17 protein-coding genes are annotated in these 20,778 nt (G+C 70.9%); 5 read left to right on the top strand and 12 right to left on the bottom strand.

Annotated elements, in window-relative coordinates; genetic code table 11:
* Positions 1–6: 6 nt before the first annotated feature.
* The gene (locus G4D85_RS01555) at positions 7–561 is read right to left on the bottom strand and encodes a peroxiredoxin (RefSeq protein WP_164007196.1); all 555 of its coding nucleotides are present in this window, start codon (positions 559–561) and stop codon (positions 7–9) included.
* A gap of 223 nt (positions 562–784) precedes the next feature.
* On the opposite strand from G4D85_RS01555, the gene G4D85_RS01550 reads away from it, so the two are divergent.
* Positions 785–2,395, top strand: a complete 1,611-nt coding sequence (locus tag G4D85_RS01550) for a sigma 54-interacting transcriptional regulator (RefSeq protein WP_164007194.1) — start codon at positions 785–787, stop codon at positions 2,393–2,395.
* Here the strand turns inward: G4D85_RS01550 and G4D85_RS01545 are convergent.
* From G4D85_RS01545 to G4D85_RS01520, 6 genes are all read right to left on the bottom strand, one after another.
* Positions 2,376–3,725 (bottom strand): cation:proton antiporter, encoded by a 1,350-nt coding sequence (locus G4D85_RS01545; protein ID WP_164007192.1) that lies wholly within the window; start codon positions 3,723–3,725, stop codon positions 2,376–2,378. The two genes, G4D85_RS01550 and G4D85_RS01545, sit on opposite strands and share 20 nt — an antisense overlap.
* A 103-nt stretch (positions 3,726–3,828) precedes the next feature.
* Positions 3,829–5,184 carry a hypothetical protein gene (locus G4D85_RS01540; RefSeq protein WP_164007191.1) on the bottom strand — a complete coding sequence of 452 codons (1,356 nt, stop codon included), beginning with the start codon at positions 5,182–5,184 and terminating at the stop codon, positions 3,829–3,831.
* Between the two features lie 99 nt (positions 5,185–5,283).
* A complete protein-coding gene (locus tag G4D85_RS01535; RefSeq protein ID WP_240359015.1) occupies positions 5,284–8,157 on the bottom strand; it encodes a CHAT domain-containing protein in 2,874 nt (957 codons plus the stop codon).
* Between the two features lie 80 nt (positions 8,158–8,237).
* Entirely contained in the window at positions 8,238–8,804 is a 567-nt protein-coding gene (locus G4D85_RS01530; RefSeq protein ID WP_164007189.1) for a hypothetical protein, read from the bottom strand.
* Between the two features lie 32 nt (positions 8,805–8,836).
* Complete coding sequence (locus G4D85_RS01525; RefSeq protein WP_240359014.1) at positions 8,837–9,604, bottom strand: hypothetical protein; 768 nt, start codon at positions 9,602–9,604, stop codon at positions 8,837–8,839.
* Complete coding sequence (locus G4D85_RS01520; protein WP_240359013.1) at positions 9,601–10,152, bottom strand: RNA polymerase sigma factor; 552 nt, start codon at positions 10,150–10,152, stop codon at positions 9,601–9,603. Before G4D85_RS01520 ends, G4D85_RS01525 begins: the two co-directional genes overlap by 4 nt.
* A 289-nt stretch (positions 10,153–10,441) precedes the next feature.
* On the opposite strand from G4D85_RS01520, the gene G4D85_RS01515 reads away from it, so the two are divergent.
* Positions 10,442–11,017, top strand: coding sequence for a Uma2 family endonuclease (locus G4D85_RS01515; protein WP_164007185.1), 576 nt, complete (start codon positions 10,442–10,444; stop codon positions 11,015–11,017).
* 33 nt (positions 11,018–11,050) lie between these two features.
* On the opposite strand, the gene G4D85_RS01510 is transcribed toward G4D85_RS01515, so the two are convergent.
* From G4D85_RS01510 to G4D85_RS01500, 3 genes are all read right to left on the bottom strand, one after another.
* Positions 11,051–11,929 (bottom strand): 5-oxoprolinase subunit C family protein, encoded by an 879-nt coding sequence (locus tag G4D85_RS01510; RefSeq protein ID WP_164007184.1) that lies wholly within the window; start codon positions 11,927–11,929, stop codon positions 11,051–11,053.
* Complete coding sequence (locus tag G4D85_RS01505) at positions 11,929–13,215, bottom strand: LamB/YcsF family protein (RefSeq protein ID WP_164007182.1); 1,287 nt, start codon at positions 13,213–13,215, stop codon at positions 11,929–11,931. The genes G4D85_RS01510 and G4D85_RS01505 overlap by 1 nt, the downstream gene beginning before the upstream one ends.
* 377 nt (positions 13,216–13,592) lie before the next feature.
* Positions 13,593–15,059 (bottom strand): c-type cytochrome, encoded by a 1,467-nt coding sequence (locus tag G4D85_RS01500; RefSeq protein ID WP_164007180.1) that lies wholly within the window; start codon positions 15,057–15,059, stop codon positions 13,593–13,595.
* 155 nt (positions 15,060–15,214) lie between these two features.
* Here G4D85_RS01500 and G4D85_RS01495 point away from each other — a divergent pair, with 155 nt between their 5' ends.
* Positions 15,215–16,351 (top strand): aminotransferase class V-fold PLP-dependent enzyme, encoded by a 1,137-nt coding sequence (locus G4D85_RS01495; RefSeq protein WP_164007177.1) that lies wholly within the window; start codon positions 15,215–15,217, stop codon positions 16,349–16,351.
* 4 nt (positions 16,352–16,355) lie between these two features.
* On the opposite strand, the gene cysK is transcribed toward G4D85_RS01495, so the two are convergent.
* Both cysK and epsC read right to left on the bottom strand, forming a co-directional pair.
* The gene (cysK, locus tag G4D85_RS01490; protein ID WP_164007176.1) at positions 16,356–17,279 is read right to left on the bottom strand and encodes a cysteine synthase A; all 924 of its coding nucleotides are present in this window, start codon (positions 17,277–17,279) and stop codon (positions 16,356–16,358) included.
* A 48-nt stretch (positions 17,280–17,327) separates the two neighbouring features.
* Positions 17,328–18,173, bottom strand: a complete 846-nt coding sequence (gene epsC / locus G4D85_RS01485; protein ID WP_164007174.1) for a serine O-acetyltransferase EpsC — start codon at positions 18,171–18,173, stop codon at positions 17,328–17,330.
* 308 nt (positions 18,174–18,481) lie between these two features.
* Here epsC and G4D85_RS01480 point away from each other — a divergent pair, with 308 nt between their 5' ends.
* Entirely contained in the window at positions 18,482–20,119 is a 1,638-nt protein-coding gene (locus G4D85_RS01480) for an AMP-binding protein (RefSeq protein WP_164007172.1), read from the top strand.
* Positions 20,120–20,182: 63 nt separating this feature from the next.
* Positions 20,183–20,731, top strand: a complete 549-nt coding sequence (locus tag G4D85_RS01475) for a hypothetical protein (RefSeq protein ID WP_205525377.1) — start codon at positions 20,183–20,185, stop codon at positions 20,729–20,731.
* Positions 20,732–20,778 lie beyond the last annotated feature (47 nt).

Genomic DNA, 20,778 nt, shown 5'->3' with positions numbered 1-20,778 from the left:
GGTTGCTTACCCCGCCTTCGCCAGCTTCTGGGTGAGGGTCTCCTCGCCCTTGGTCCAGTTGCAGGGGCACAGCTCGTCCGTCTGGAGCGCGTCCAGCGTGCGCACCGTCTCGGAGACGTTGCGGCCCACGGACAGGTCATTCACCGTCACGTGGCGGATGATGCCCTCGGGGTCCGCGATGAACGTCGCACGCAGGGCCACGCCCTCCTCCTTGTGGAGGATGCCCAGCGCGTTGCACAGCTCGTGCTTCAGGTCCGCCAGCATCGGGAAGGGCAGGCCCTTGAGGTCCGGGTGGTGCGTGCGCCACGCGTGGTGCACGAACTCGCTGTCGGTGCTCAGGCCGAGCACCTGCGCGTCGCGGTCAGCGAAGTCCTTGTTCTTCTTGCCGAACTCCGCGATCTCCGTGGGGCAGATGAAGGTGAAGTCCTTCGGCCAGGCAAACAGCACCAGCCACTTGCCCTTGAAGGTCTCGTTCGTGATGTCCTGGAACTCCTTGCCCTTCTCCAGGGACACGGTGGCCTTCACCTTGAAGCTCGGGATCTTGTCGCCAACGGTCAGCATGTCGTTACGACTCCTTTGGGGGGTAGGGACCGCCCTCATGGACGGCCCGGGGAACGTTTGAGGTGACCACTGCTAAAGCAGGCCCCGTGCCAGCTTTTGACTTCAATGATTCCAGGGGGTTGACTTCATCCCCCGACTGGTCGGTGCTGCTGGGTCGGTGAATAACGAAATCTCGGTGGGTTTCGCCACTGCAATTTCGGTGGACCGCTATTATTCGTGCAGCATGTCGGACGAAATGTCAGGCCGAATCGAAGGCGCGCAGGATGCTCGGGACCTGGTCGAGCTGGCAACCACGGAAGACTCGGTGGGGGAGCTGCTCCGTCGAGGACTGGACTGGCTGACGCGGGTGGTGCGCTTCGACCTGGCGACGCTGTTCCTCCTCAAAGAGGGGCGGCTGGTATCCGTAGCGGCGCGAGGTCCACTGGCCAACGCGAAGGTGCGGCAGCACTCGCTGAACCTGGCGGAGTTCCCCTCGCTGCGTCACGCGCTGGAGACGCGGCGCGCGCGGGCCTTCACGGAGGAGGACCACTCGCACGGAGACGGAGACCCGTTCGACGGCGTGTTGGACTTGCCGCCGGGCCACTCGTGCATGGTGGTGCCGCTGTGCGCGGGCGAGCGCTGCTACGGCGTGCTGTCGCTGGACAGGGCCGAGTGCGAGACGTACCCGCAGCCGGTGGTGGACCTGGTGGAGGTGTACGGGCAGATGCTGGCCACGGCGCTGCAGGCCGCGGAGCAGCGGGCCGCCTTCGAGCAGCTGCACCGGCAGGACCACGAGCACGCGAAGCTGCTGGAGGCGCAGCTGGGCGGGGACTCGGAGGGCATCCTCGAGACGTCGCTGAGCCCGGTGATGCGGGATTTGGCTCGGCGGGCGAAGCAGGTGGCGGAGACGGACACGCCGGTGCTGATTACCGGTGAGACGGGCACGGGCAAGGAGCGACTGGCGCGGGCGCTGCACCGGTGGAGCTCGCGGGCGGACCAGCCCTTCGTCACCCTCAACTGCGCGGCGATTCCGGCGGGGCTCCTGGAGAGCGAGCTGTTCGGCCACGTGAAGGGCGCCTTCACCGGGGCCACGCGGGACAGGGCGGGGCGCTTCCAGATGGCGCACGGGGGCACGCTGCTCCTGGACGAGATTGGCGAGCTGCCGGTGGAGCTGCAGTCGAAGCTGCTGCGCGCGCTGCAGGAGAAGACCTTCGAGCCGGTGGGCGGCGACAAGACGGTGCGCGCGGACGTGCGCATCCTCGCCGCCACGCACGTGGACCTGCAGCAGGCCATTGCCCAGAAGCGCTTCCGCGAGGACCTCTACTACCGGCTGAGCGTCTTCCCCCTGCGGCTGCCCCCGCTGCGCGAGCGGCGCGAGGACCTGCCGCAGTTGTGCGCGTTCCTCCTGGAGGAGCAGGCGCGGCGCACGGGACGGCGGGGCATGCGGGTGACGCCGGCCGGGCTGGAGCGGCTGGAGTCCTACGACTGGCCGGGCAACCTGCGCGAGCTGGCGAATGTGCTGGAGCGCGCCACCATCCTCTCGCCGGGCGCGGAGCTGGGGCCGGGCGCGTTCGACCTGCCGACGCGCGGTGGCGTGGCGGCTGAGGTGGCTCAGGCGGTGGCGCCCACCGCGGAGGTGTCGCCCACGGAGGCGCCGCTGAAGCAGGGCGCGGTGCCCACGCTGGCGGCGGTGCAGCGAGAGCACATCATGCGGGTGCTGTCGCTCACGCGGGGCCGTGTCTACGGGCCCGGCGGGGCGGCGGCGCTGCTGGGGCTGAAGCCCTCCACGCTGCAGAGTCGGATGAAGAAGCTGGGCATCGCCCGGCTGGAGCAGTTCATCGTCGACGAGGTGTGAGCGGAGCAGCCTCCTTCACGGGGGTGGCTTCCCGCGGTCGCCCGGAGCGGTGCTCGTAGCGTGTCATCAGCGGGGTGACGGAGATGCCGTGGACGGCGACGGACACGGCCACCACCCACAGCACCAGCGACAGCATTCGCTGCGCGAGCCCGTCCTCCAGTCCGTGGGCGATGGCGTAGAAGAGGTAGTACAGCGAGCCGATGCCCCGCACGCCGAACCAGGCCATCAGCACCCGCTGGTGGGTGTTGGCCCGCGAGCCCAGCAGCGCCAGCGCCACGGACAGCGGCCGCAGCACGAAGAAGAACAGGGGCGCCAGCCAGTACACCTCCGGCGCGACGGGCGTGGAGGCGAGCAGCACCCCCAGCCCCACCACCAGCGCCACCTCGGCGATTCGCTCCAGCGCCTCGTTGAAGCCGAGCACCGCGTTGGCCATGTAGGCGTGCGCGTGCTCGGGGTGGGTGGCCGCCTCCAGCTTGTCCTTGCCCCGCGCGGCGTCCTCCACCTGCTCCGGTGGGCGCTGCCCGGTGTGCTTGCGCTCGATGCGCCGCAGCGCCAGCCCGGCGGCGAACACCGCGAGGAAGCCGTAGCCCTTCACCAGCAGCGCCGTGCCGTACGCGAGCGCGATGAGGCCCAGGGCCAGCAGTTCGTCCAGGCCCACCGCCTCGCGGTGGTGCTTGCGCAGGTAGAGCACCAGCCGGCCCACCTGGTCTCCCAGCAGCGCGCCGACGACGAGCCCCGCCGCCGCGGCCCACAGCACGTCCAGCACCACCCAGCGCCACAGCCCGGCCCCCACCTCGTGCAGGCCGAGCAGCCCCAGGCCCAGCATGACGAAGGGAAAGGCGGTGCCGTCGTTGAGCCCGGCCTCGCCGGTGAGGCCGAAGCGCAGCCGGTCCCGGTCAAGCGCGTGGGACACCTGCACGTCCGAGGCGAGCACCGGGTCCGTGGGCGACAGGATGGCTCCCAGCAGGATGGCGGCACCCAGGGACAGGCCCAGCGCGCCCACGCCCACCAGCGTCACCAGGCCCACGCTGAGCACCATGGCCCAGAGCGCCAGGCGCAGGGAGACGCGCCACTCCCGGTCCTTCAGCGGCAGGCGCAGCTTCAGCCCCGCGCTGAAGAGGGAGATGATGACGGCCACCTCGGTGAGCCGCTCCAGCAGGGCGGCGTGCTCCAGCGGGTCCAGGTGGCCCAGTCCCAGCCGGCCCAGCGCGAAGCCCACGCCCAGGTAGAGCAGCGAGGTGGACAGCGGCAGGCGCTTGAGGACGGAGCCACCCAGCGCCATCGCCACCAGGAGCAGCCCGATGATGATGTACCAGGCGATGCCATGCATGGGAGTGGCCTACGTTGGCCACTCCCACGCCCTGCCCCAAGGCTCCTGTGTACCGGACGCCGCCTGCCTGACAGTTCCCAGTGCGGGCGGGCGGCGTTTCAGCTCAGCGGGGCGCGGTCGGCAGCGGGTAGGTCGCGCTGCGGCCAAAGGGCTGGTCGAACAGGTGCGGGTCCGACTGGCGCGTGCGGAAGAGGTCGATGATGTAGTCCATCCGCTGGTCCAGCCGGCTCCAGTCCTTCGCGGCGGTGCCCTTCAGGCTGTCGGGGCTGTGGTCCAGCTTGTTGAGCAGGGCCTTCAGCTCCGGGTTCTGGATGGTGCGCAGGTGCGGCGGGAAGAGGGTGGACTCCATGCCCTTGGGCGGGGGCAGGTCATTGCCAATCTTGAGCGCGCCACCGGGGACGGCGAGCTTCATCATGTGCTCGGTGGCGATGCCGCGGAACACGCCGGCCGCCTTGTCCACCACGGAGTCCAGCATCGAGTCCACCACGCCCGACTTCAGCGCGGCCTTGCCGGCCAGGTTGGCGGGGAAGGGGAGCGCGTTGATGGCACCCTCCACGGACTGCTTGAGGATGTTGCGGAAGGTCTCCTTCACCGGCGCGTTGAGGGCCCGCTCGACGTACGGCTGCAGCTGCGTCTGCTCGTGGAGGCCGACCTTGTTGTTGGCCATGAGCATCAGCTCGGCCTTCTTGTTCGGGTCCTTCTCCGTCATCGCCTCCGCGTAGTGGCTGAAGGCCTCGCGGAGCAGCGGCTTGTCCTTGGGGAAGCCGTCCAGGTACTGCTGCAGCTTGGCCGGGTCAGGCTTCGTGTCGCCCTTGAAGGTGTCGATGAAGCGGGCGAACTCCTGGCCAATCTCGTTGAAGACGAACTGGTTGCCGCCGGCAATCTCATTGCTGACCTTGGCGAGCGCCTCCTGACCGGCCGCGCCGAGGTCGCCGACGGGCATGCCGGGCAGGCCGAGCTTGCGCAGGAAGTCGTCTACCTTGGAGAGGGGGCCACCGAGGGCGCCAGCGCCCTTGAGCGCATCCGTGAAGACCTTGGGCATGTCCTCGCCGCGGATGCTCACGCCGGCCTGCTTCGAGGCCCAGGTGCCGTAGGTGGCCCAGTTGGCGTTGTCGTCGCCGACGAGCTTGCCCATCGCGTCGGACAGGTCGTGGTAGCCCTGCGTAATCGCGTAGTTGCGCGCCACCGGGTCCTTCATCGCGGCGATGGCCTTCACGTCCGCCGCGGTGGGGTAGCTGCCCGGGGCGATGCTTCCCCCCGGAGGCGCCTTCACCGGCGTGGTCAGCGCCACGTTCGGCTGGCGGCCCTTGCCCGAATCGAACCGGGACACGCCCGTCGTGTCGGGGCGCGCGGCCGGGGTCTGCGGCTGGGCGGGCTTGACCTCGTTGCGCGGACGGACCGGCTCGGGAGTCTCGACGGGACGGGGCTGGACGCGGGGGCCGGTGACAGTGGGCTTCATGCGTAAAGTATCGACCATTGAGAGGCGGAAGTTGCGTGCCCTGCTGCGACCTCTACCCACGGTGTGGGTAAGTTCATGGCGCCGAGTGAATCCAGTGGGTTACGGGCGCGCTCGGCGGAACCAGACGGCCGCGGCCACCAGCGCGGAGAGGACGGCCAGGGCCCCCAGGGCCACCTGGATTCCGCCCGCTCCGGTGCGCGCTCGCGGCTCCAGGGCCACCAGGGACGCGTCCCCCAGCACGACGAGCCCCGCCCAGGCCGCCGGGGGCTGTCCGTCCTCGATGGCCTCGAGCTGCGCGGCCCGCAGCGCCGCCGAGGCGCTCACTCCCCGGGCCAGGTGCCGGTAGAACCGCTCCACGAGCCTGGCGGCCTCGTCGTCACGCAGGGGCCACAGGCTGGCCACCACCGCGCGCGAGCCCGCCTCGAAGAAGGCCCGCGCCAGGCTCAGCACGCCTTCGCCCGGGAGCATTGCCCCGGACGCGCTCTGGCAGCTCGACAGCACCACCATCGCGCCCTCCAGGTGCAGCTCGGCGATTTCCCGGGGCTGGAGGATGCCGTCCTCCTCCTCCGCGCCCGGCGCCAGCACCAGCGCCGAGCGCTCGGGGGCCTCGGCGTCGACGATGGCATGCGCCGCCAGGTGCAGCACCCGCACCCCGTCCAGGCGCGCGCTCTTGAGGGCCCGCTCCGACGCCTCCAGGCCCACGAGCAGGCGCGGGGCGACCTTCGTGTCCTGGAGCAGCCGCTCCACCGCGTGCCCCTCCCGGCGTGCTTCCGGGAGCGCGGCGAGCTGGGCGGCTTCGTCGAAGACTCCGGCCCGCTCGGACGCCGGAGCCCGCTTCACCGGCGAGGCCGTGCCCCGCTCGGGGTCGGCCAGCACCAGCGCCTCGCCGCCCGGGGACAGGGCCGGCTGCTCACGCCAGTAGCGCCAGAGGCTGGCGGAAGGCACCACCGCCAGCTCGTACCGCGCCACCAGCGGTGGTGCGTCCGGTCGCTCCCGCAGCACGGCGAAGGGCAGGTCATGCAGCGGCCCGTCGGGCACCAGCAGCAGCCGGCGCACGCCCGGGGGCAGCGCGGCCAGGGCCGGGCCCAGCAGTTGCGCATGGAGTGCCACGGCGGCACCCACCTCGGAGCCGTCCCGGCGTTCGAGAAGGCCGGAGAAGAGGGCCACCGCGGGCGTCAGCCGGGTGCGCTCGGGGATGCGGTGGGCTCGCGAGCCCTCGCGGGTGACTACGAGCAGCCACGCGCTGCCCGCCGGGTCGCCATAGATGTCGCGGTCGACGCCCACGAGGAAGGCGAGCATCGCCTCGTCCGGCGCCAGCCCCTTTTCCACGGCTTCGAGCGTGGCGAACTCCGTGGTGCCATGGCGGGGCGCGGGGCGCAGGTCGCGCTCGTTGCGCTCCAGCTCCCTCAGCTCGTTCAGTGCCGCCTCGCGCTCCGGCGCGCCGAGCGTGGACTCCAGCAGGCGCCGCTGTACCGCCACCAGCCGGCGCTGCAGCTCCGCGCGGGCCGCGCGCCGGCCCGGCTCCTCTCCGGAGGTGGACAGCGCCTGTGACGCCACCAGGGTATCCAGCAGGCTCCGCGCCCGCAGCCGCTCGCTCACCTGGAATGTGCGCTCCAGGGCCTCGCGCGGTGCCAGCGTGGCCGCCTTCCCCGTGACGCCACCCGCTTCGAGCGTCCACCCGGCGAGGCGGTGGTAGTCGCTGGCCCAGCTCGCGAACAGCTCGGCCTGGCTGGAGGCATCGCGCTGCAGGCTCCGCAGCGACTCCACCGCGTCCAGCGCGCGCTCGGCATGGTGAAGCGCGTCGGGCAGGGGCTTCGTGTGGAAGGCCACCGTCGCGCGAGCCCGCAGGGCCAGGGCGAGGTACTGCGGGTCGGCATACGCGTAGGCCAGCCGCAGCGCTTCCTCCGCGTCCCGGTCCGCGGCCTCGGGCGCGGACGCGGCGAAGCGCTCCGCGCGGGTCCAGAGGCAGGCGATGCGCCGCTCGGGTTTGCCCAGCTCGTCCGCCAGCGTCAGGCAGCGCCGCAGGTGCTGCTCGGCCTCGAGCCGCTCCTCGGGGGAGGGGCCCAGCAGGTCCGCCACGATTCGCAGCGACATGGCCTCCATGGACTTGCTGCCCGCAAGCTCCGAGGCGGCCAGCGCCTCGCGCGCCAGGGCGAGGAGGCGTGCGCGCCCGCCGGGCTCGGGGCGCCGCTCGTGGAGCGTGACGGCGAGGTTGGCCTGCGAGACGCGCACGCGTGCCTCCAACGGGGCCTCGCGCGTGCGCTGCGCCAGCTCCACCAGCCGCTGGTAGACGTCCGCGGCTTCCTCCAGGCGCCCCAGGTTGGTGCTCACCACCGCCAGCGAGGAGAGGCACTGCTTCTTCAGTCCGTCGGTGCCGTCAGGGAAGACCAGCGCCTCGGCGCGCTTGAGCAGCCGGAAGGCCCGCCCCAGGTCGAGCTCCACCTCCGCCAGCTCATTGGCTTCGACGATGAGGGCGCGCGCGTTCAGCTCAGGACTCCCCGAGGCCCGCGCCACCTCGGCGATGCGCCGCGTCCATTCACGCGCCTCATCAATCCGCTTCTGGTTCATGAGGATGATGCGCAGGTTGATGGCCGCCAGCACCTCACCCTCGGCGTCCTGGAGGCGGCGGAACTCCAGCGCGGAGCGCCGGTAGGAGGCCTCGGCCGCACGAGGCTCCGACAGCTGCTCCACATGGCCGAGCACCATCAGCAGCCAGGGATGTTCGCGGTGGTGCTCCAGGAGCTCCGTCAGCAGCCGCCGTGCGGCGTCGCGCCCCGACGCGCCCTGGGCGTTGCGGTAGAAGCACATCGCCGACTCGGAGCCCTGGGGCGCTTCGCCGAAGCGGGCCTTGCAGGCGGCCAGCGCGGGAGGAGTCTCGGTGCCCGCATCCGGGCCGGACGCGGCGAGGGCCGCCCCCGCCACGAGAGCGAAGAGGATGACAGCCCTTGGATGTCCTCGCCCCAGCCTCGGCACCCCGCCACTCTATTACCGGGTGACGGGAACCGCCGGAAGTCATTGCCCCGTGGCGGCCATGTGGCGGGGCGCGGCCGGAGTCACTGCGGGCCGGCAGGGACCATGCCGCAGGGGCACCTGGGGTCGAGCTGCAGGCAGAACGTCACCGGCCCCTCGGTTGGAGGAGGCCTCTGGGTGCGAGGCATGAGGCAGGCTTCCGGTTCCGGCTCCCGCGGAGGCGGCCAGACCGCGGGACTCCAGCGTTCCACCGACAACAAGGGCAGGGAGAGCCCGACCTCCGTCAGCGGGACGAGGACCTGCGCGGAGAGCCCGCCGGCCGAGGTCGCCCGGTAGCTCAAGCGCAGGGGCATGCTCTCGCTCACCAGGCCCGAGGTCTGGGCCACTACCGCCCCGGCGGCGTCAACCAGGCGCAGCGTCACCATCACCGTGTCACCCGTCATGATGCCGGCATCCACCAGCGAGGCCACCACGGTGTCATGCGTGGCGCCGACGACGAGCGGCGTCGTCACCTTGACGGTCGGGTTTGGCGTCGTCGACGTCACCTGTGTCTGTGCCTGCGCCTCCGTCATGCCCCCCAGCAAGGTTGCGAGCGCCAGCACTCCGATGCGCACCGCGGTCCACCCCATCGTCATCCTCGTTGCCTTCATATGAGTCCCCCTCTTCTTTCGAGCGGACAGCTTCACTGAATCCGGTTCACGAACGTGGCGCTGCGCTGCACCTGTCCGTCCGGCAGGCGCGCCTCGACCTGCCACAGCAGCTTCGTTCCCGGCGGCACCGCCGCGAGCACCTCGGCGGGCACCCGGTACTCGCTCTTCGTCAGCGAGTCCGCGCGGTGGACCAGGCTCAGGTCCTCCGACGAGAGCTGGAGCGACCAGCGCGTACCCTCGGGCCCCTCGCTCCAGCGCAGCACGCAGTCGGTCCGGGGCAGCGGCGCGTCCTCGGGGAGCCGGGAGACGACGGCCAGCGAGTCCCCTCCACGCAGGGTGGGCGTGTCGCCGCCCTCCTGCCCGGGGACGCCCGACTGCCGCACGGAGACGCCCACCACGATGAGCACGAGCGCTGCCGTCGCCACCGCGCCCCAGACAGGGCGGCTCCAGGCGAAGTGGAAGCGGCGTCCCCGGGACCTGGAACCCTCCGTGTCGCGACGGGCGCGCAGGTCCGCGGGGGACGTGACGCTGGCCGGAGCCTCCTGGGGCGCCGCCGCCGCGGCTTGCGACAGGGCGTGGGCGAGGCGCCAGGCGGTGGCCCAGGCGGGGTCGGCCGCCACGCGGGCGATGACCTCACGGCGCTCCTCGGGGGACGCCTCACCCGTCACCGCGCGCCAGATGCGGTCCGGGTCCACGGGCTCGCCGTCCTGCTCCGGCGCATCCCCGGAACGGAAGGCCGCGCGGAGGCGCTCGACGGCGGCGGCATCGGGCGTGTCGTCGTCGGGCGGGCGCTCGCTCACGGCTCGACTCCCTTCAGCGCGAGGCAGGCGCGCAGCGCGCTCAGCCCACGGTAGACAAGGTTCTCGGTGCGCTTGCCTTCCCAGGCGAGCAGCGCCGCGGCTTCTGGAATGGTGTGGCCCTGCAGGTACAGCGTCACCGCGAGGCGGCGGTCCTCCGCGAGCTTCTGCAGGCAGTCGCGCACCGCGCGGCCAATCTGCGCGGCCCCCGCGGCGCGCTCCGGGTTGTCCGGTGAGGTCGGCTGCTCGGGCAGCGCTTCCACCACGTCCATCGCCACTTCGCGGCGCCGACCCACGTTGCGTACCTCGTCGATGAGCGCCGTGTATGCGACGCGGTACAGGTAGGCCGGCGACAGCGGGGCATGCTCGGGGGCTCGTCGCTGGAGCTCCATGACGCGCATCATCGCGTTCTGCACCAGGTCATCGCGTCGGTCGGCCATGGTGGGGGGGCAGACCCGGGAGACGGCCTGTGCCAGGTCGCGCCGGAGCTGCTCGAGCCCCGCGTCTTTCGAGGCCCCCACGGCAGGTGCTGGGCTCTGTCGCAGCTCCACGTGGCGTTTCCTCCGCGAGGTGCCCATGGTCTTCGAAACTTCTGTACCCGAGCAAGCAGGTTGCAAGGCCAGTCTCCCCTTCTGTCCCTCTCAACGGCGGTGGCGGATTCTTTTCCTCACCCCTTCCGGACGATTTTTCCGGCCCACCCGGCAGGGGAGGGTCGCCCGGCCGGTTGTCAGACCTGGGGAGTAGGAAGGAGTGGACACACCGTCGCAGGTGGGGTTTCACTCCTGGGAGGCAGGGCTGATGATGGAAGGGTTGGAGCTTGGAGGACCGGGGAGTACCGAGATGAGCAAAGAGACGAAGCGTCCGGCGACGTATGCGGACATCGAGGCACTGCCCGAGAACATGGTCGGGCAGATCATCGACGGAGAGCTCATCGCCATGCCGCGGCCGGCGAGCCCGCATGCGGTGGCGTACTCCGTGCTGGGAGGTCTGCTGCTGACGGCCTTCCAGGTCGGGCAGGGAGGTCCCGGCGGCTGGTGGATTGTCGATGAGCCCGAGCTGCACTTCGGCCAGGACGTGCTGGTTCCGGACATCGCCGGCTGGCGGCGCGAGCGCATGCCGCAGATGCGGCGGGTGCCCTATTTCACCCTGGCACCCGACTGGGTCTGCGAGGTGCTCTCTCCGTCGACCGCGACGCTGGACCGGAAGCGCAAGCGGGAGATCTACGCGCGCGAGGGTGTGGAGTACGTGTGGCTGGTGGACCCGGCGTCGCGCACGCTGGAGGTCTTCCGGAAGCAGGGTGAGCAATGGCTGCCGCGAGGCACGTACTCCGGCGAGGCCCGGGTCCGGGCCGAGCCCTTCGAGGACCTCGAGCTGCACCTCGGTGCGCTGTGGCCCCCGGAGCTGGAGGCGCCCTGACGTCGCCTCTCGCTCGCGCGTCGGCCTGGGGCATCAGCGCAGGGCGGACCCGAAGCGCTCCACATGCTGGCGCCACGCCTCTCGGGCCTCCGCCGTGCTGACGGCCTGGAAGCGCACGGGCGCGCCCGGACGGCGTGCGCTGAGACGGCCCCAGTCTGCGCGGATGACGGCGGCGATGAGGGGATAGCCTCCCGTCGTCGGGTGGTCCGGGCCGAGCACGATGGGCTCGCCCGACAGCGTCACTTGAATGGCTCCGCGCACCATGGGGCGTGAGGTGCCTGCCCCTTCGTCGCCATGTGCCAGCGCGGGGCCCCTCAGTCGCATTCCCACCCTGTCCGTCGCGGGTGACACGGTGAAGGTGTCGGCCAGCAGCGAGGCCCTCGTTGCCGTGTCGAAGCGCTCCAGGTCCGGGCCGAGCGTCACGCGGATGGGCGCCGTCGCATCCAGTGCGTCTCCGGGCTCCAGCGTCTCTGGCGTGCCTTCCCTGTCACCCAGCGGGAGCACGTCCCCCGGGCGCAGCGCGCGGCCCTCGTGTCCGCCCAGGCGCGCCACCAGCAGCGTGCCCCGTCCTCCCAGCACTTCCGGCACCGCGAGCCCACCCGCCACCGCGACGTAGCGCACGCTCGTGGACTCCGGCGCGGGCACGGTGAAGGTCTCTCCCTCGGCCACCTCGAAGGCGCGGCCGTCCACCGAGACTCGCGCCTCCCGACCGCGCACCCGCAGCTCCAGCCGACCGAAGGACTCCAGGGCGGCCAGGCCCCACGCGTTGCCCACCGCGCGGTTGGCCAGGGCGAGCAGCTCCGGCACCAGCGGTCCTCCCGATGGAACGCCATGGTGCATCTGCCCGGGCCTGCCGGCGTCCTGAACCGTGGCCGGGCCTCCCACGCCCGTGATTTCGAGCCAGCCCGCCATCACTCCACCCGCTCGAAGCGCACCCGGTCTCCGAGCCGCAGCAGCGCGCCCTGCTCCGGCGTGAAGGCGGTGAAGTCCAGCGCGGTGCCGATGAGGTTCCACCCTCCGGGCGACGCGAAGGGGTACACCCCCGTGCGCCCACCGGCGATTCCCACCGCCAGCGCCGGCACCCGCGTGCGCGGCGTGGCCAGCCGGGGCGCGGCGATGCGCGTGTCCACCTCGCCCAGGTAGGCGAAGCCTGGCAGGAAGCCCACGCAGCGCACCGTGTACTCGCGGGCCGTGTGGAGCTTCGTCACCGCCTCCACCGTCAAGCCCGCGCGGGTCGCCACCGCTTCCAGGTCCGGCCCGTCGTAGCACACGCGGATGGTGGTGGGCGGGCGCAGGTCCGTGGGCGCTGGCGCTCGCAGCAGTCGCGCCAGGGCCAGTCGGGGCTCGTCGGGTGGCGCGTCCGGGTCGAAGTACACGCAGGCGTGCTCCTCGGCGATGACGGCGTCCACCACCCCGGGCAGGGCGCACAGCGCATCGTGCGCGGCCCGGCGCTCCAGGCCCTCGGGCAGCGTCAGCCGCAGCGCGCCGTCTCCCAGGGGCTCGGAGGGCAGGGCCAGCGCATCCAGCGTGGAGCGCACCTCGCGGGCCAGCTCCACCGCGCCCGGCGTGTCACCGTGCACACAGAGGGTGTCCACCGCGCCGCCCGTGGCCAGGCGCACGGCGTTCTCCCGGGCTCGCGCGGGTTCGGTGAGGACGGCCCCGGGCTGCCCGCGCGGAATGAGCGTTCCGTCCGTCCGGGTGCCCCGGTCCGCGAAGCCCTCTCGGGCGTAGTCCAGCCCTGCCTCCCGGGCCGCGTCCCGCAGGGCTCCCGCGCCCGGGCCGATGACGGTGATGCTCCGTCCCAGCGCCTCCACCACGCCCTCCACCACCGCGCGGGCCAGGGCCGGGGACGCATTGGCCGCGTGGTAGAGCGCTCCATGTGGCTTGGCGTAGCGCACCGGCACGCCCTGGCCCACGGCCAGCCGCGCGAGCCGGGCGCACTGGCCGGCCACCTGGCTTCGCAGCACCTCGGGCGTGACGTCCAGGGCCTGGCGGCCGAAGCCCTCGCGGTCCTCATACGAAGGATGCACGCCGGCGCGGGTGCCATGACGAGCGCACAGCTCCAGCGCGCGGCGCATGGACGCGTCGTCCCCCGCGTGTCCGCCACAGGCGATGTTGGCCACGTGGGCGAGCGTGTAGAGCTGTTCGTCCTCCCCGGGAAGCTCGCCCAGGTCGATGTTGAGGAGGCACTCCGTCATGGGGCCCACGCTATGCGAGCCGGGCTCCGGGCGCAGCCCTCGCTACCTCGGGGCACGCGCGGCACGACAGTCCGTGCGAAGGGAAGTTACACGTGCCACCCCGGGGCAGGGGCCGGTTAGCACCGGAGTGGCACGCGCCCCGGGAGTGCAACCAAAGGCGCACCCACGAGGAACTTCCAAACCGGATACGTCGAGGGGGCGTTTCTCTGGCTATTTCGCCTGTCATTTCCCACCCGCCCGGGTGCGAATCACTCCGGCACGCACTGGCAGGACGTGACACCGCCAGATTGGGCACACGTCGAGTGCGAAGCCTGCTCAACACCTGTCGCGAGGACCCGACATGGCCAGACTTCGCGCACGCCGGGCGCGGAACCCTCTCAGCGCGTCGGAGGCAGCGAGGCCGGACCGCCGGCCTTCACCCAGCGCACCAGGGCCCGCGCGGTCCGCTCGTCGATGAGGTCCGCGTAGGTGGGCATGGGGGTGCCCGGGAGGAACTGTTCAGGGTTGCGCACCCAGCGCACCAGCTCCGCGTCGCTCCGGCTGGACGCTCGCGCGAGCCGGTCGTGGTAGCGGGCTCCCGGCGCGTGGCAGCTCGCACAGCCGAGCTGAACGAAGAGCTTCGGCGCATCCACCTTCGGCTCGGCGGGACGCGGCTTCCGCTGGGGCGCCGCACGCACGGTCGGTGCCGACGTGGAGGAGGTCCCCACCGCGCCGCTCGTCTCCGCTGGCGAGGCGCTCGTGGACGCGGTGCCGCCCGTCGCCGCCTGCGTGCCCACGGCACCGGAGGGCTCCTGGTGGCTCAGGGCCGCGGCCTCCGCCACGGTGCTCGCGGTCTCCGGGTCGACGTCGGCCCCGGCCTCGGGAGCGGTCTCCGTCGCGGCTCCCGTGGCCACCCAGGTCGGGCGCACGGAGGTGGCGGTGAGGCGGGGCCGGGCGCCCTTCACCTCGTTGTCCTTCGCGGGCACGGAGCGCAGGAAGTCATAGAGGGCGCGAGCCTCCACGTCGTCCATGCCCCGGAAGCGCGGCATGGGCGAGCGCAGCGCGGAGCCATCCGGGGCGAGGCCATCTCTCACCGCGCGGGTGAAGTCCTCCAGCGTCCAGTGGGCGAGGCCCGTCTCGTGAAAGGTGATGTTGCTGGAGCGGACCTTGTCCCCCGCCGGGTCGATGAAAGCCATTCCGCCGGAGTAGACGTCGTCGCCCTCCGTCTTGCGCGGGCTGAAGCCGTCGGTGTGACACGACGCGCAGTCGTACACGTCGTGCGCCATGTAGCGGCCGTACTCCAGCGTCGCCGCCTTGGCCGGCACGGGGATGCCCGAGACGGGACGTTCAATGGGCTCGTTGCCTGTAATCACCCGGAAGCCCAGGCCGCCAAAGAAGCTGAACTCCGAGCGCGGCGCGGGCTGCGCCTCCGGCGTGAACAGCGGATGCCCCGAGCGCATGAACCCCAGCACCGCCGCCAGGTCCGAGTCGCCCATTCCATAGCTGGGCATCACCATCAGCCGTCCGTCACGGCTCACCGCGTAGCGGATGGCGCGCGCCAGCTCCTCGTCCGTCAAGGAGCCGATGCCTGCCTTCGGGTGCGCCGTGAGATTGGCCGCGTGGAAGCTGCCCATGTACGAGGGCAGCTCGCGCAGCGGCGCGCCGGAGGCCGTCTCCGCGTCACCGCCGCGGTGGCAGGACTCGCAGCTCGCATGGAAGATGGCGGCCCCGCGCTCCAGCGCCGCCGGAGAGGTGTCCGCGCGGATGGGCGGATAAGGCGCCTTCACCGTGCCGGCGCAGCCCGCCAGCAACGTGAGCCCCGCCAGCAGCGTGTTCCTCACGGCTTCCCCGACGTCTCGGCGCATGTGGTGTCCTCTGCTCCTGGCCAGCCCCCGACGAATACCGCATCCGCCCGCCGCGCGGGAGGAGGGGGGGGCGGGTGCCAGGGGGTGGACATCCGAGACCCACCCCCCCCGCGAGGAGCCCGCCAGGGCGTGGACCGGCGGGTACACTCGCCGTCATGTCGCGCTCGCTCGAGTCCTACCGCGCCCTCTTCCCCGTGCTCCAGGAGCAGCTCTACCTCAACCACGCCGGGGTGGCCCCCACCAGCCTGCGTGCCGCGGAGGCGGTGCGTGGGTGGATGGACGACCTCGTCTACCACGGCATCAAGCACGAGCGCGGCTGGGAGGCCCACTGCGAGCGGGTGCGAGCGCTGGCCGCCAGCCTCATCAACGCCGAGCCGGGCGAGGTGGCCTTCGTGCGCAACACCAGCCATGGCCTGGGCCTCGTGGCCGAGGGGCTGGACTGGAAGCCCGGCGACCAGGTGGCCGTGGCCTCCTCGCTGGAGTACCCCTCCAACGTCTACCCCTGGCTGCACCTGAAGGACCGGGGCGTGGAGGTGCGAGAGATTGAGTCGCCCTCCGGCGGCGTTACCCCGGAGGCCGTGGCCGCGGCCCTCACCCCGCGCACCCGGCTGGTGGCCCTGTCCTCCGTGCAGTTCGCCACCGGCCACCGCGCGGACCTGGACGCCATCGGCGCCCTGTGCGAGCGAGCGGGCGTCCTCTTCTGCGTGGACGGCATCCAGAGCGTGGGCTGCGTGCCCGTGGACGTGAAGAAGAGCCGCATCCACTTCCTCAGCGCGGACAGCCACAAGTGGATGCTCGGCATCGCCGGCATCGGCTTCCTCTACGTGGCGAAGGACGTGCTGCCCCGGCTGCGCCCGGTGCTGGTGGGCTGGCGCAGCACCACCGACGCGTGGAACTTCAACCGCAGCCACTTCGAGCTGCGCCCGGACGCCGGGAAGCTGGAGGAGGGCAGCGCCGCGTACACCGGCATCTACGCGCTGGGCGCCGCGCTGGAGCTGCTGCAGGAGGTGGGCGTGGGCGCCATCGAGACGCGCATCCGCGGGCTGCTGACGCGGGTGGAGGAGGGCCTGCGGGGGCTGGGCTGCGACGTGGGGCCCTCGCCCGAGCACCGCGCGGGCATCCTCACCTTCCTGCCGCCCGGGGGCGAGGCGCGCCCGCTCGGTGCCTGGCTCGCCGAGCGAAACGTCGCCCTGTCCGTGCGCCGGGGGCGCATCCGCCTGTCGCCCCACTTCTACAACCTGCCCGAGGAGATGGACCGGCTGGTGGAGCTGGTGCGGACGCGCCTGGGCTGACGGGCTACGGCTGGCCCGGGAAGAGCGTCTCGATGGAGAGGTAGCGCTCGCCGGTGTCGTAGCAGAAGCACAGCACGCGGCTGCCGTCGGACATCTCACCCAGCTTCTGGTTCACCGCGGCCAGCGCGGCGCCGGAGGAGATGCCCACGAAGATGCCCTCCTCGCGCGCGGAGCGGCGGGTGAACTCGAAGGCGTCCTCCTCCGTCACCTGAATCGCTCCGTCGAGCGCCTCCTTGTGCAGGTTCTTCGGGATGAAGCCCGCGCCGATGCCCTGGATGGGGTGCGGGCCCGGCGCGCCGCCGCTGATGACGGGGGACTTCACCGGCTCCACCGCGAACACCTTCAGCTTCGGCCAGACCTTCTTGAGTTCCTCGGCGCACGCGGTGATGTGGCCGCCGGTGCCCACACCGGTGATGAGGTAGTCCAGCCCGTCCGGGAAGTCCTTGAGGATTTCCTGCGCGGTGGTGCGGCGGTGCACCTCGATGTTGGCCTCGTTCTCGAACTGCTGGGGCATCCACGCGTTGGGGACCTGGGACACCAGCTCCTGGGCGCGGGCGATGGCGCCCTTCATGCCCTGGGCGCGCGGGGTGAGCTCGAAGGTGGCGCCGTAGGCGGCCATCAGGCGGCGGCGCTCGATGCTCATGGAGTCCGGCATGACGAGCACCAGCTTGTAGCCCTTCACCGCGGCCACCATGGCCAGGCCGATGCCGGTGTTGCCGCTGGTGGGCTCGATGATGACGCTGTCCTTCTTGAGGATGCCGCGCTTCTCCGCGTCTTCAATCATCGACAGGGCGATGCGGTCCTTGATGCTGCCGCCCGGGTTGGCGCGCTCCAGCTTCATGTGGACCGTCACACGCGCCGGGAACAGCCGGTTGATGCGCACGTGCGGCGTGTTACCGATGGTCTCCAGAATGTTGTTCGCCTTCATGTCATGGGCCTCGTCGGGTGGAGCTGCGCGGAGTGCGGCGGGTCAGGTTCAGATATGGAACTCGATGGCGTCCAGCGTGCCGTCCGCGCCGCGGGGACGCACCTCGCTGCGGCGGGTGACGACGGACTGCTGGGGGATGCTCTGCGTGAGCCAGGCGTTGCCGGCGATGATGCTGCCCCGGCCCACCACCGTCGCGCCGCCGAGGATGGTGGCGTTGGCGTAGACCACCACGTCGTCTTCAATCGTCGGGTGGCGCTTCTTGTCCGCCAGGCCCTTCTCCACCATGAGCGCGCCCAGGGTGACGCCCTGGTAGAGCTTCACGTTCTCGCCAATCAGCGTCGTCTCGCCGATGACGACACCGGTGCCGTGGTCGATGACGAAGCGCCGGCCAATGGTGGCGCCGGGGTGGATGTCCACGCCGGTGCGCTGGTGGGCGTACTCGGTGAGCAGGCGCGGCAGCAGGGGGAAGCCCAGGGTGTGCAGGGCGTTGGCCACGCGGTAGATGGCGATGGCGTAGAAGCCCGGGTACGTGAGGATGACCTCGTCCACGGTGCGGGCGGCGGGGTCCGCCTCGAAAATGGCCTGGGCGTCCTGGCGGAGCCAGTCGTAGAGCCCGGGCAGCCGCTCCATGAAGCGCGCGGGCAGGGACGGGTTGATTTCGGGGTAGAGCGGGGCGAGCGTCTCGCGGATGCGGTGGAGGCTGGCCTCCACGGTGGTGACGTCGCGGCGGACGGCGGCGGCGGTGCACTCCAGGCGCTCCGCGAAGTGCGGGAAGAGCAGGCCGAGCACCTGGGCAACGAACTCGGGCGCCGCGCGACGCACGTCTGGAGGGAAGCAGTGTCGCTGCCGGGCTTCGAGCAGGGCCGCGACGAGCCGGGAGTTGGATTCGTCCATGGGCCCTTCATTTAACGCGTCGCGTGGGAGTGCCGCACGGCCTGAGTGCGGCTTCCGTTGGCCAGGGGCGAAACTCGAATCCCTGAAGATGTAGGACAGGGGAGCCGGAAGGGCGGGCCAGGAGGGCACGGGCGGGCCACTCCGGCAGGAGGCCGAGCGGGCAGGAGGCGGCCAGGTGGAGCTGACTCGCGGAACCGGGTCAACTCCACCGCGCTCCATTCCCTATTCGATGGAGCAGGTGACCTCGTGGACGAGCTGCTCCAAGGGGGCGCTTGCCGTACGCCACGGGACGGCGGGACGATGGCGACATGACTCCCTCCTACGTCCACGGCACGAGCTCCACCCCGCTGCTCGGGGAGACGATTGGTCAGAACCTGCGCCGCACCGTCGAGCGGCATGGCGAGCGGGAGGCGCTGGTGGTGGCCTCGCAGGGTTACCGGGCCACGTACCGGCAGCTCTGGGACGCCACGACGCAGGTGGCGCTGGGGTTGCTGGCCCTGGGCGTGGAGAAGGGAGACCGGGTGGGCGTCTGGTCCCCCAACCGCTTCGAGTGGGTGGTGGCCCAGTACGCCACCGCGCGCATCGGCGCCATCCTCGTCAACCTCAACCCCGCCTACCGCACCTCGGAGCTGGAGTACGCGCTCAACCAGTCCGGTGTCAGCGTGCTGCTGCTGGCTCGCGGCTTCCGGCAGACGGACTACCGGGCCATGTTGGAGGAGGTCCGCCCGCGCTGCGCCGGCCTGCGCGTGACGATGGTGCTGGATGATGACTGGCAGCTGCTGCTCTCCAACGCGAAGCACGTGAGCGAGCGCACGCTGGAGGACCGGGAGGCGTCGCTCCAGTTCGATGACCCCATCAACATCCAGTACACGTCCGGCACCACGGGCTTCCCGAAGGGCGCCACGCTGTCGCACCACAACGTGCTGAACAACGGGTTCTTCATCGGGGAGGCGCTGCGCTACGGACCGGAGGACCGGGTCTGCATCCCGGTGCCCTTCTACCACTGCTTCGGCATGGTGATTGGCAACCTGGCCTGCACCACGCACGGCGCCACCATGGTGATTCCGGGCGAGGCGTTCGACGCGCTGGCCGTGCTGCAGACGGTGCAGGCGGAGCGCTGCACGTCCTTGTACGGCGTGCCCACCATGTTCATCGCGGAGCTGGACCACCCGCGCTTCGGCGAGTTCGACCTGACGTCGCTGCGCACGGGTGTCATGGCGGGCTCACCGTGTCCGGTGGAGGTGATGAAGCAGGTGCAGTCGCGGATGAACATGCGCGAGGTGACCATCTGCTACGGGATGACGGAGACGTCTCCGGTGTCCACGCAGAGCGCGCTGGATGACCCGCTGGACAAGCGCGTGTCCACGGTGGGGCGCATCCATCCGCACCTGGAGGTGAAGATTGTCGACGCCGAGTCGGGCGCGGTGGTGCCACGCGGCTCGGCGGGCGAGCTGTGTACGCGTGGGTACAGCGTGATGCTCGGGTACTGGGAGAACCCGCAGGCCACCGCGACGGCCGTGGACAGGTCCGGGTGGATGCACACGGGGGACCTGGCGACGATGGACGCCGACGGCTACGTGAAGATTGTCGGCCGCATCAAGGACATGATCATCCGGGGCGGGGAGAACATCTACCCGCGCGAGGTGGAGGAGTTCCTGCACACGCACCCGGGCGTGAGCGAGGCGCAGGTCATCGGCGTGCCGAGCAAGAAGTACGGCGAGGAGGTGATGGCCTGGGTGAAGACGAAGCCGGGCGTGACGCTCACGGTGGAGGAGCTGACGAAGCACTGCACGGGGCGCATCGCGACGTACAAGGTGCCGCGCTACTGGAAGTTCGTGGACGCGTTCCCGATGACGGTGACGGGGAAGGTGCAGAAGTTCCGCATGCGCGAGGTGTCCGTGGGCGAGCTGGGACTGGAGGATGCGGCGGCCATCAAGACGGCGTGAGGGGATGCGTATATCTCGGGCTGTTTTGCAGGACGAGGCTCGATGAAGTTAACGCCGCAGAGCATGGAAGATTTCTACGGCCTGAACGAGAAAGGGCCGGATGGAAAACCGACTGCTGAAGCGACTGATAGGATGAAGACCTACCAGGCCATGCTCGGAATAAAGGCCAATAATTGCACCTGCGGTGGGCGCGTCTTTCCGAGTGCTCCTTGCGATGTATTCAGGCCGCCGGATCCGGCGCGAAAGGCCGCAATCGAGGGCCATTGGAGCGAGCCTGAGACGATGGGGAAGTTCTACACTGACTTCATCACCGAAAATCCGAGCGCCATCGCGGATTTCCGTGCCGCCAACCCGAAGGAGTTCCCTCCCAGCGGGGGGCCGAGATTCAACAAGACAAATCACCTGACGCCAAAGAGCGCGGGAGGGTGTCCTGACAATCCAGGCAATCTGCAACCCCATGACACGCTGTGTGCGGCATGTAAGCTGATTGACGACCAGTTCGGTGAATGGCAAAACAACAATCCCGGCTGGAGAGGCAAGTGGAACACAGCCTTCCGGGAATCTCGAATCAAGCGTTGGCGGGTAGCGGGATTCACTCCGTCGTGGTGGTAGACATGAACAACATACCAATTGAGTCTCGCCCGACGCTGAAGGACGCA

This window comes from Pyxidicoccus trucidator, assembly GCF_010894435.1.
Lineage (GTDB): Bacteria > Myxococcota > Myxococcia > Myxococcales > Myxococcaceae > Myxococcus > Myxococcus trucidator.
This window is presented reverse-complemented; position numbering and strand designations above follow the sequence as displayed.

Excerpts from the sequence above, each read along its gene's own strand:
- G4D85_RS01555 (WP_164007196.1), bottom strand. The coding sequence starts at position 561 with ATGCTGACCGTTGGCGACAAGATCCCGAGCTTCAAGGTGAAGGCCACC.
- G4D85_RS01550 (WP_164007194.1), top strand. The coding sequence starts at position 785 with ATGTCGGACGAAATGTCAGGCCGAATCGAAGGCGCGCAGGATGCTCGG.
- G4D85_RS01545 (WP_164007192.1), bottom strand. The coding sequence starts at position 3,725 with ATGCATGGCATCGCCTGGTACATCATCATCGGGCTGCTCCTGGTGGCG.
- G4D85_RS01540 (WP_164007191.1), bottom strand. The coding sequence starts at position 5,184 with ATGAAGCCCACTGTCACCGGCCCCCGCGTCCAGCCCCGTCCCGTCGAG.
- G4D85_RS01530 (WP_164007189.1), bottom strand. The coding sequence starts at position 8,804 with ATGAAGGCAACGAGGATGACGATGGGGTGGACCGCGGTGCGCATCGGA.
- G4D85_RS01515 (WP_164007185.1), top strand. The coding sequence starts at position 10,442 with ATGAGCAAAGAGACGAAGCGTCCGGCGACGTATGCGGACATCGAGGCA.
- G4D85_RS01510 (WP_164007184.1), bottom strand. The coding sequence starts at position 11,929 with ATGGCGGGCTGGCTCGAAATCACGGGCGTGGGAGGCCCGGCCACGGTT.
- G4D85_RS01505 (WP_164007182.1), bottom strand. The coding sequence starts at position 13,215 with ATGACGGAGTGCCTCCTCAACATCGACCTGGGCGAGCTTCCCGGGGAG.
- G4D85_RS01500 (WP_164007180.1), bottom strand. The coding sequence starts at position 15,059 with ATGCGCCGAGACGTCGGGGAAGCCGTGAGGAACACGCTGCTGGCGGGG.
- G4D85_RS01495 (WP_164007177.1), top strand. The coding sequence starts at position 15,215 with ATGTCGCGCTCGCTCGAGTCCTACCGCGCCCTCTTCCCCGTGCTCCAG.
- cysK (WP_164007176.1), bottom strand. The coding sequence starts at position 17,279 with ATGAAGGCGAACAACATTCTGGAGACCATCGGTAACACGCCGCACGTG.
- epsC (WP_164007174.1), bottom strand. The coding sequence starts at position 18,173 with ATGGACGAATCCAACTCCCGGCTCGTCGCGGCCCTGCTCGAAGCCCGG.
- G4D85_RS01480 (WP_164007172.1), top strand. The coding sequence starts at position 18,482 with ATGACTCCCTCCTACGTCCACGGCACGAGCTCCACCCCGCTGCTCGGG.
- G4D85_RS01475 (WP_205525377.1), top strand. The coding sequence starts at position 20,183 with ATGGAAGATTTCTACGGCCTGAACGAGAAAGGGCCGGATGGAAAACCG.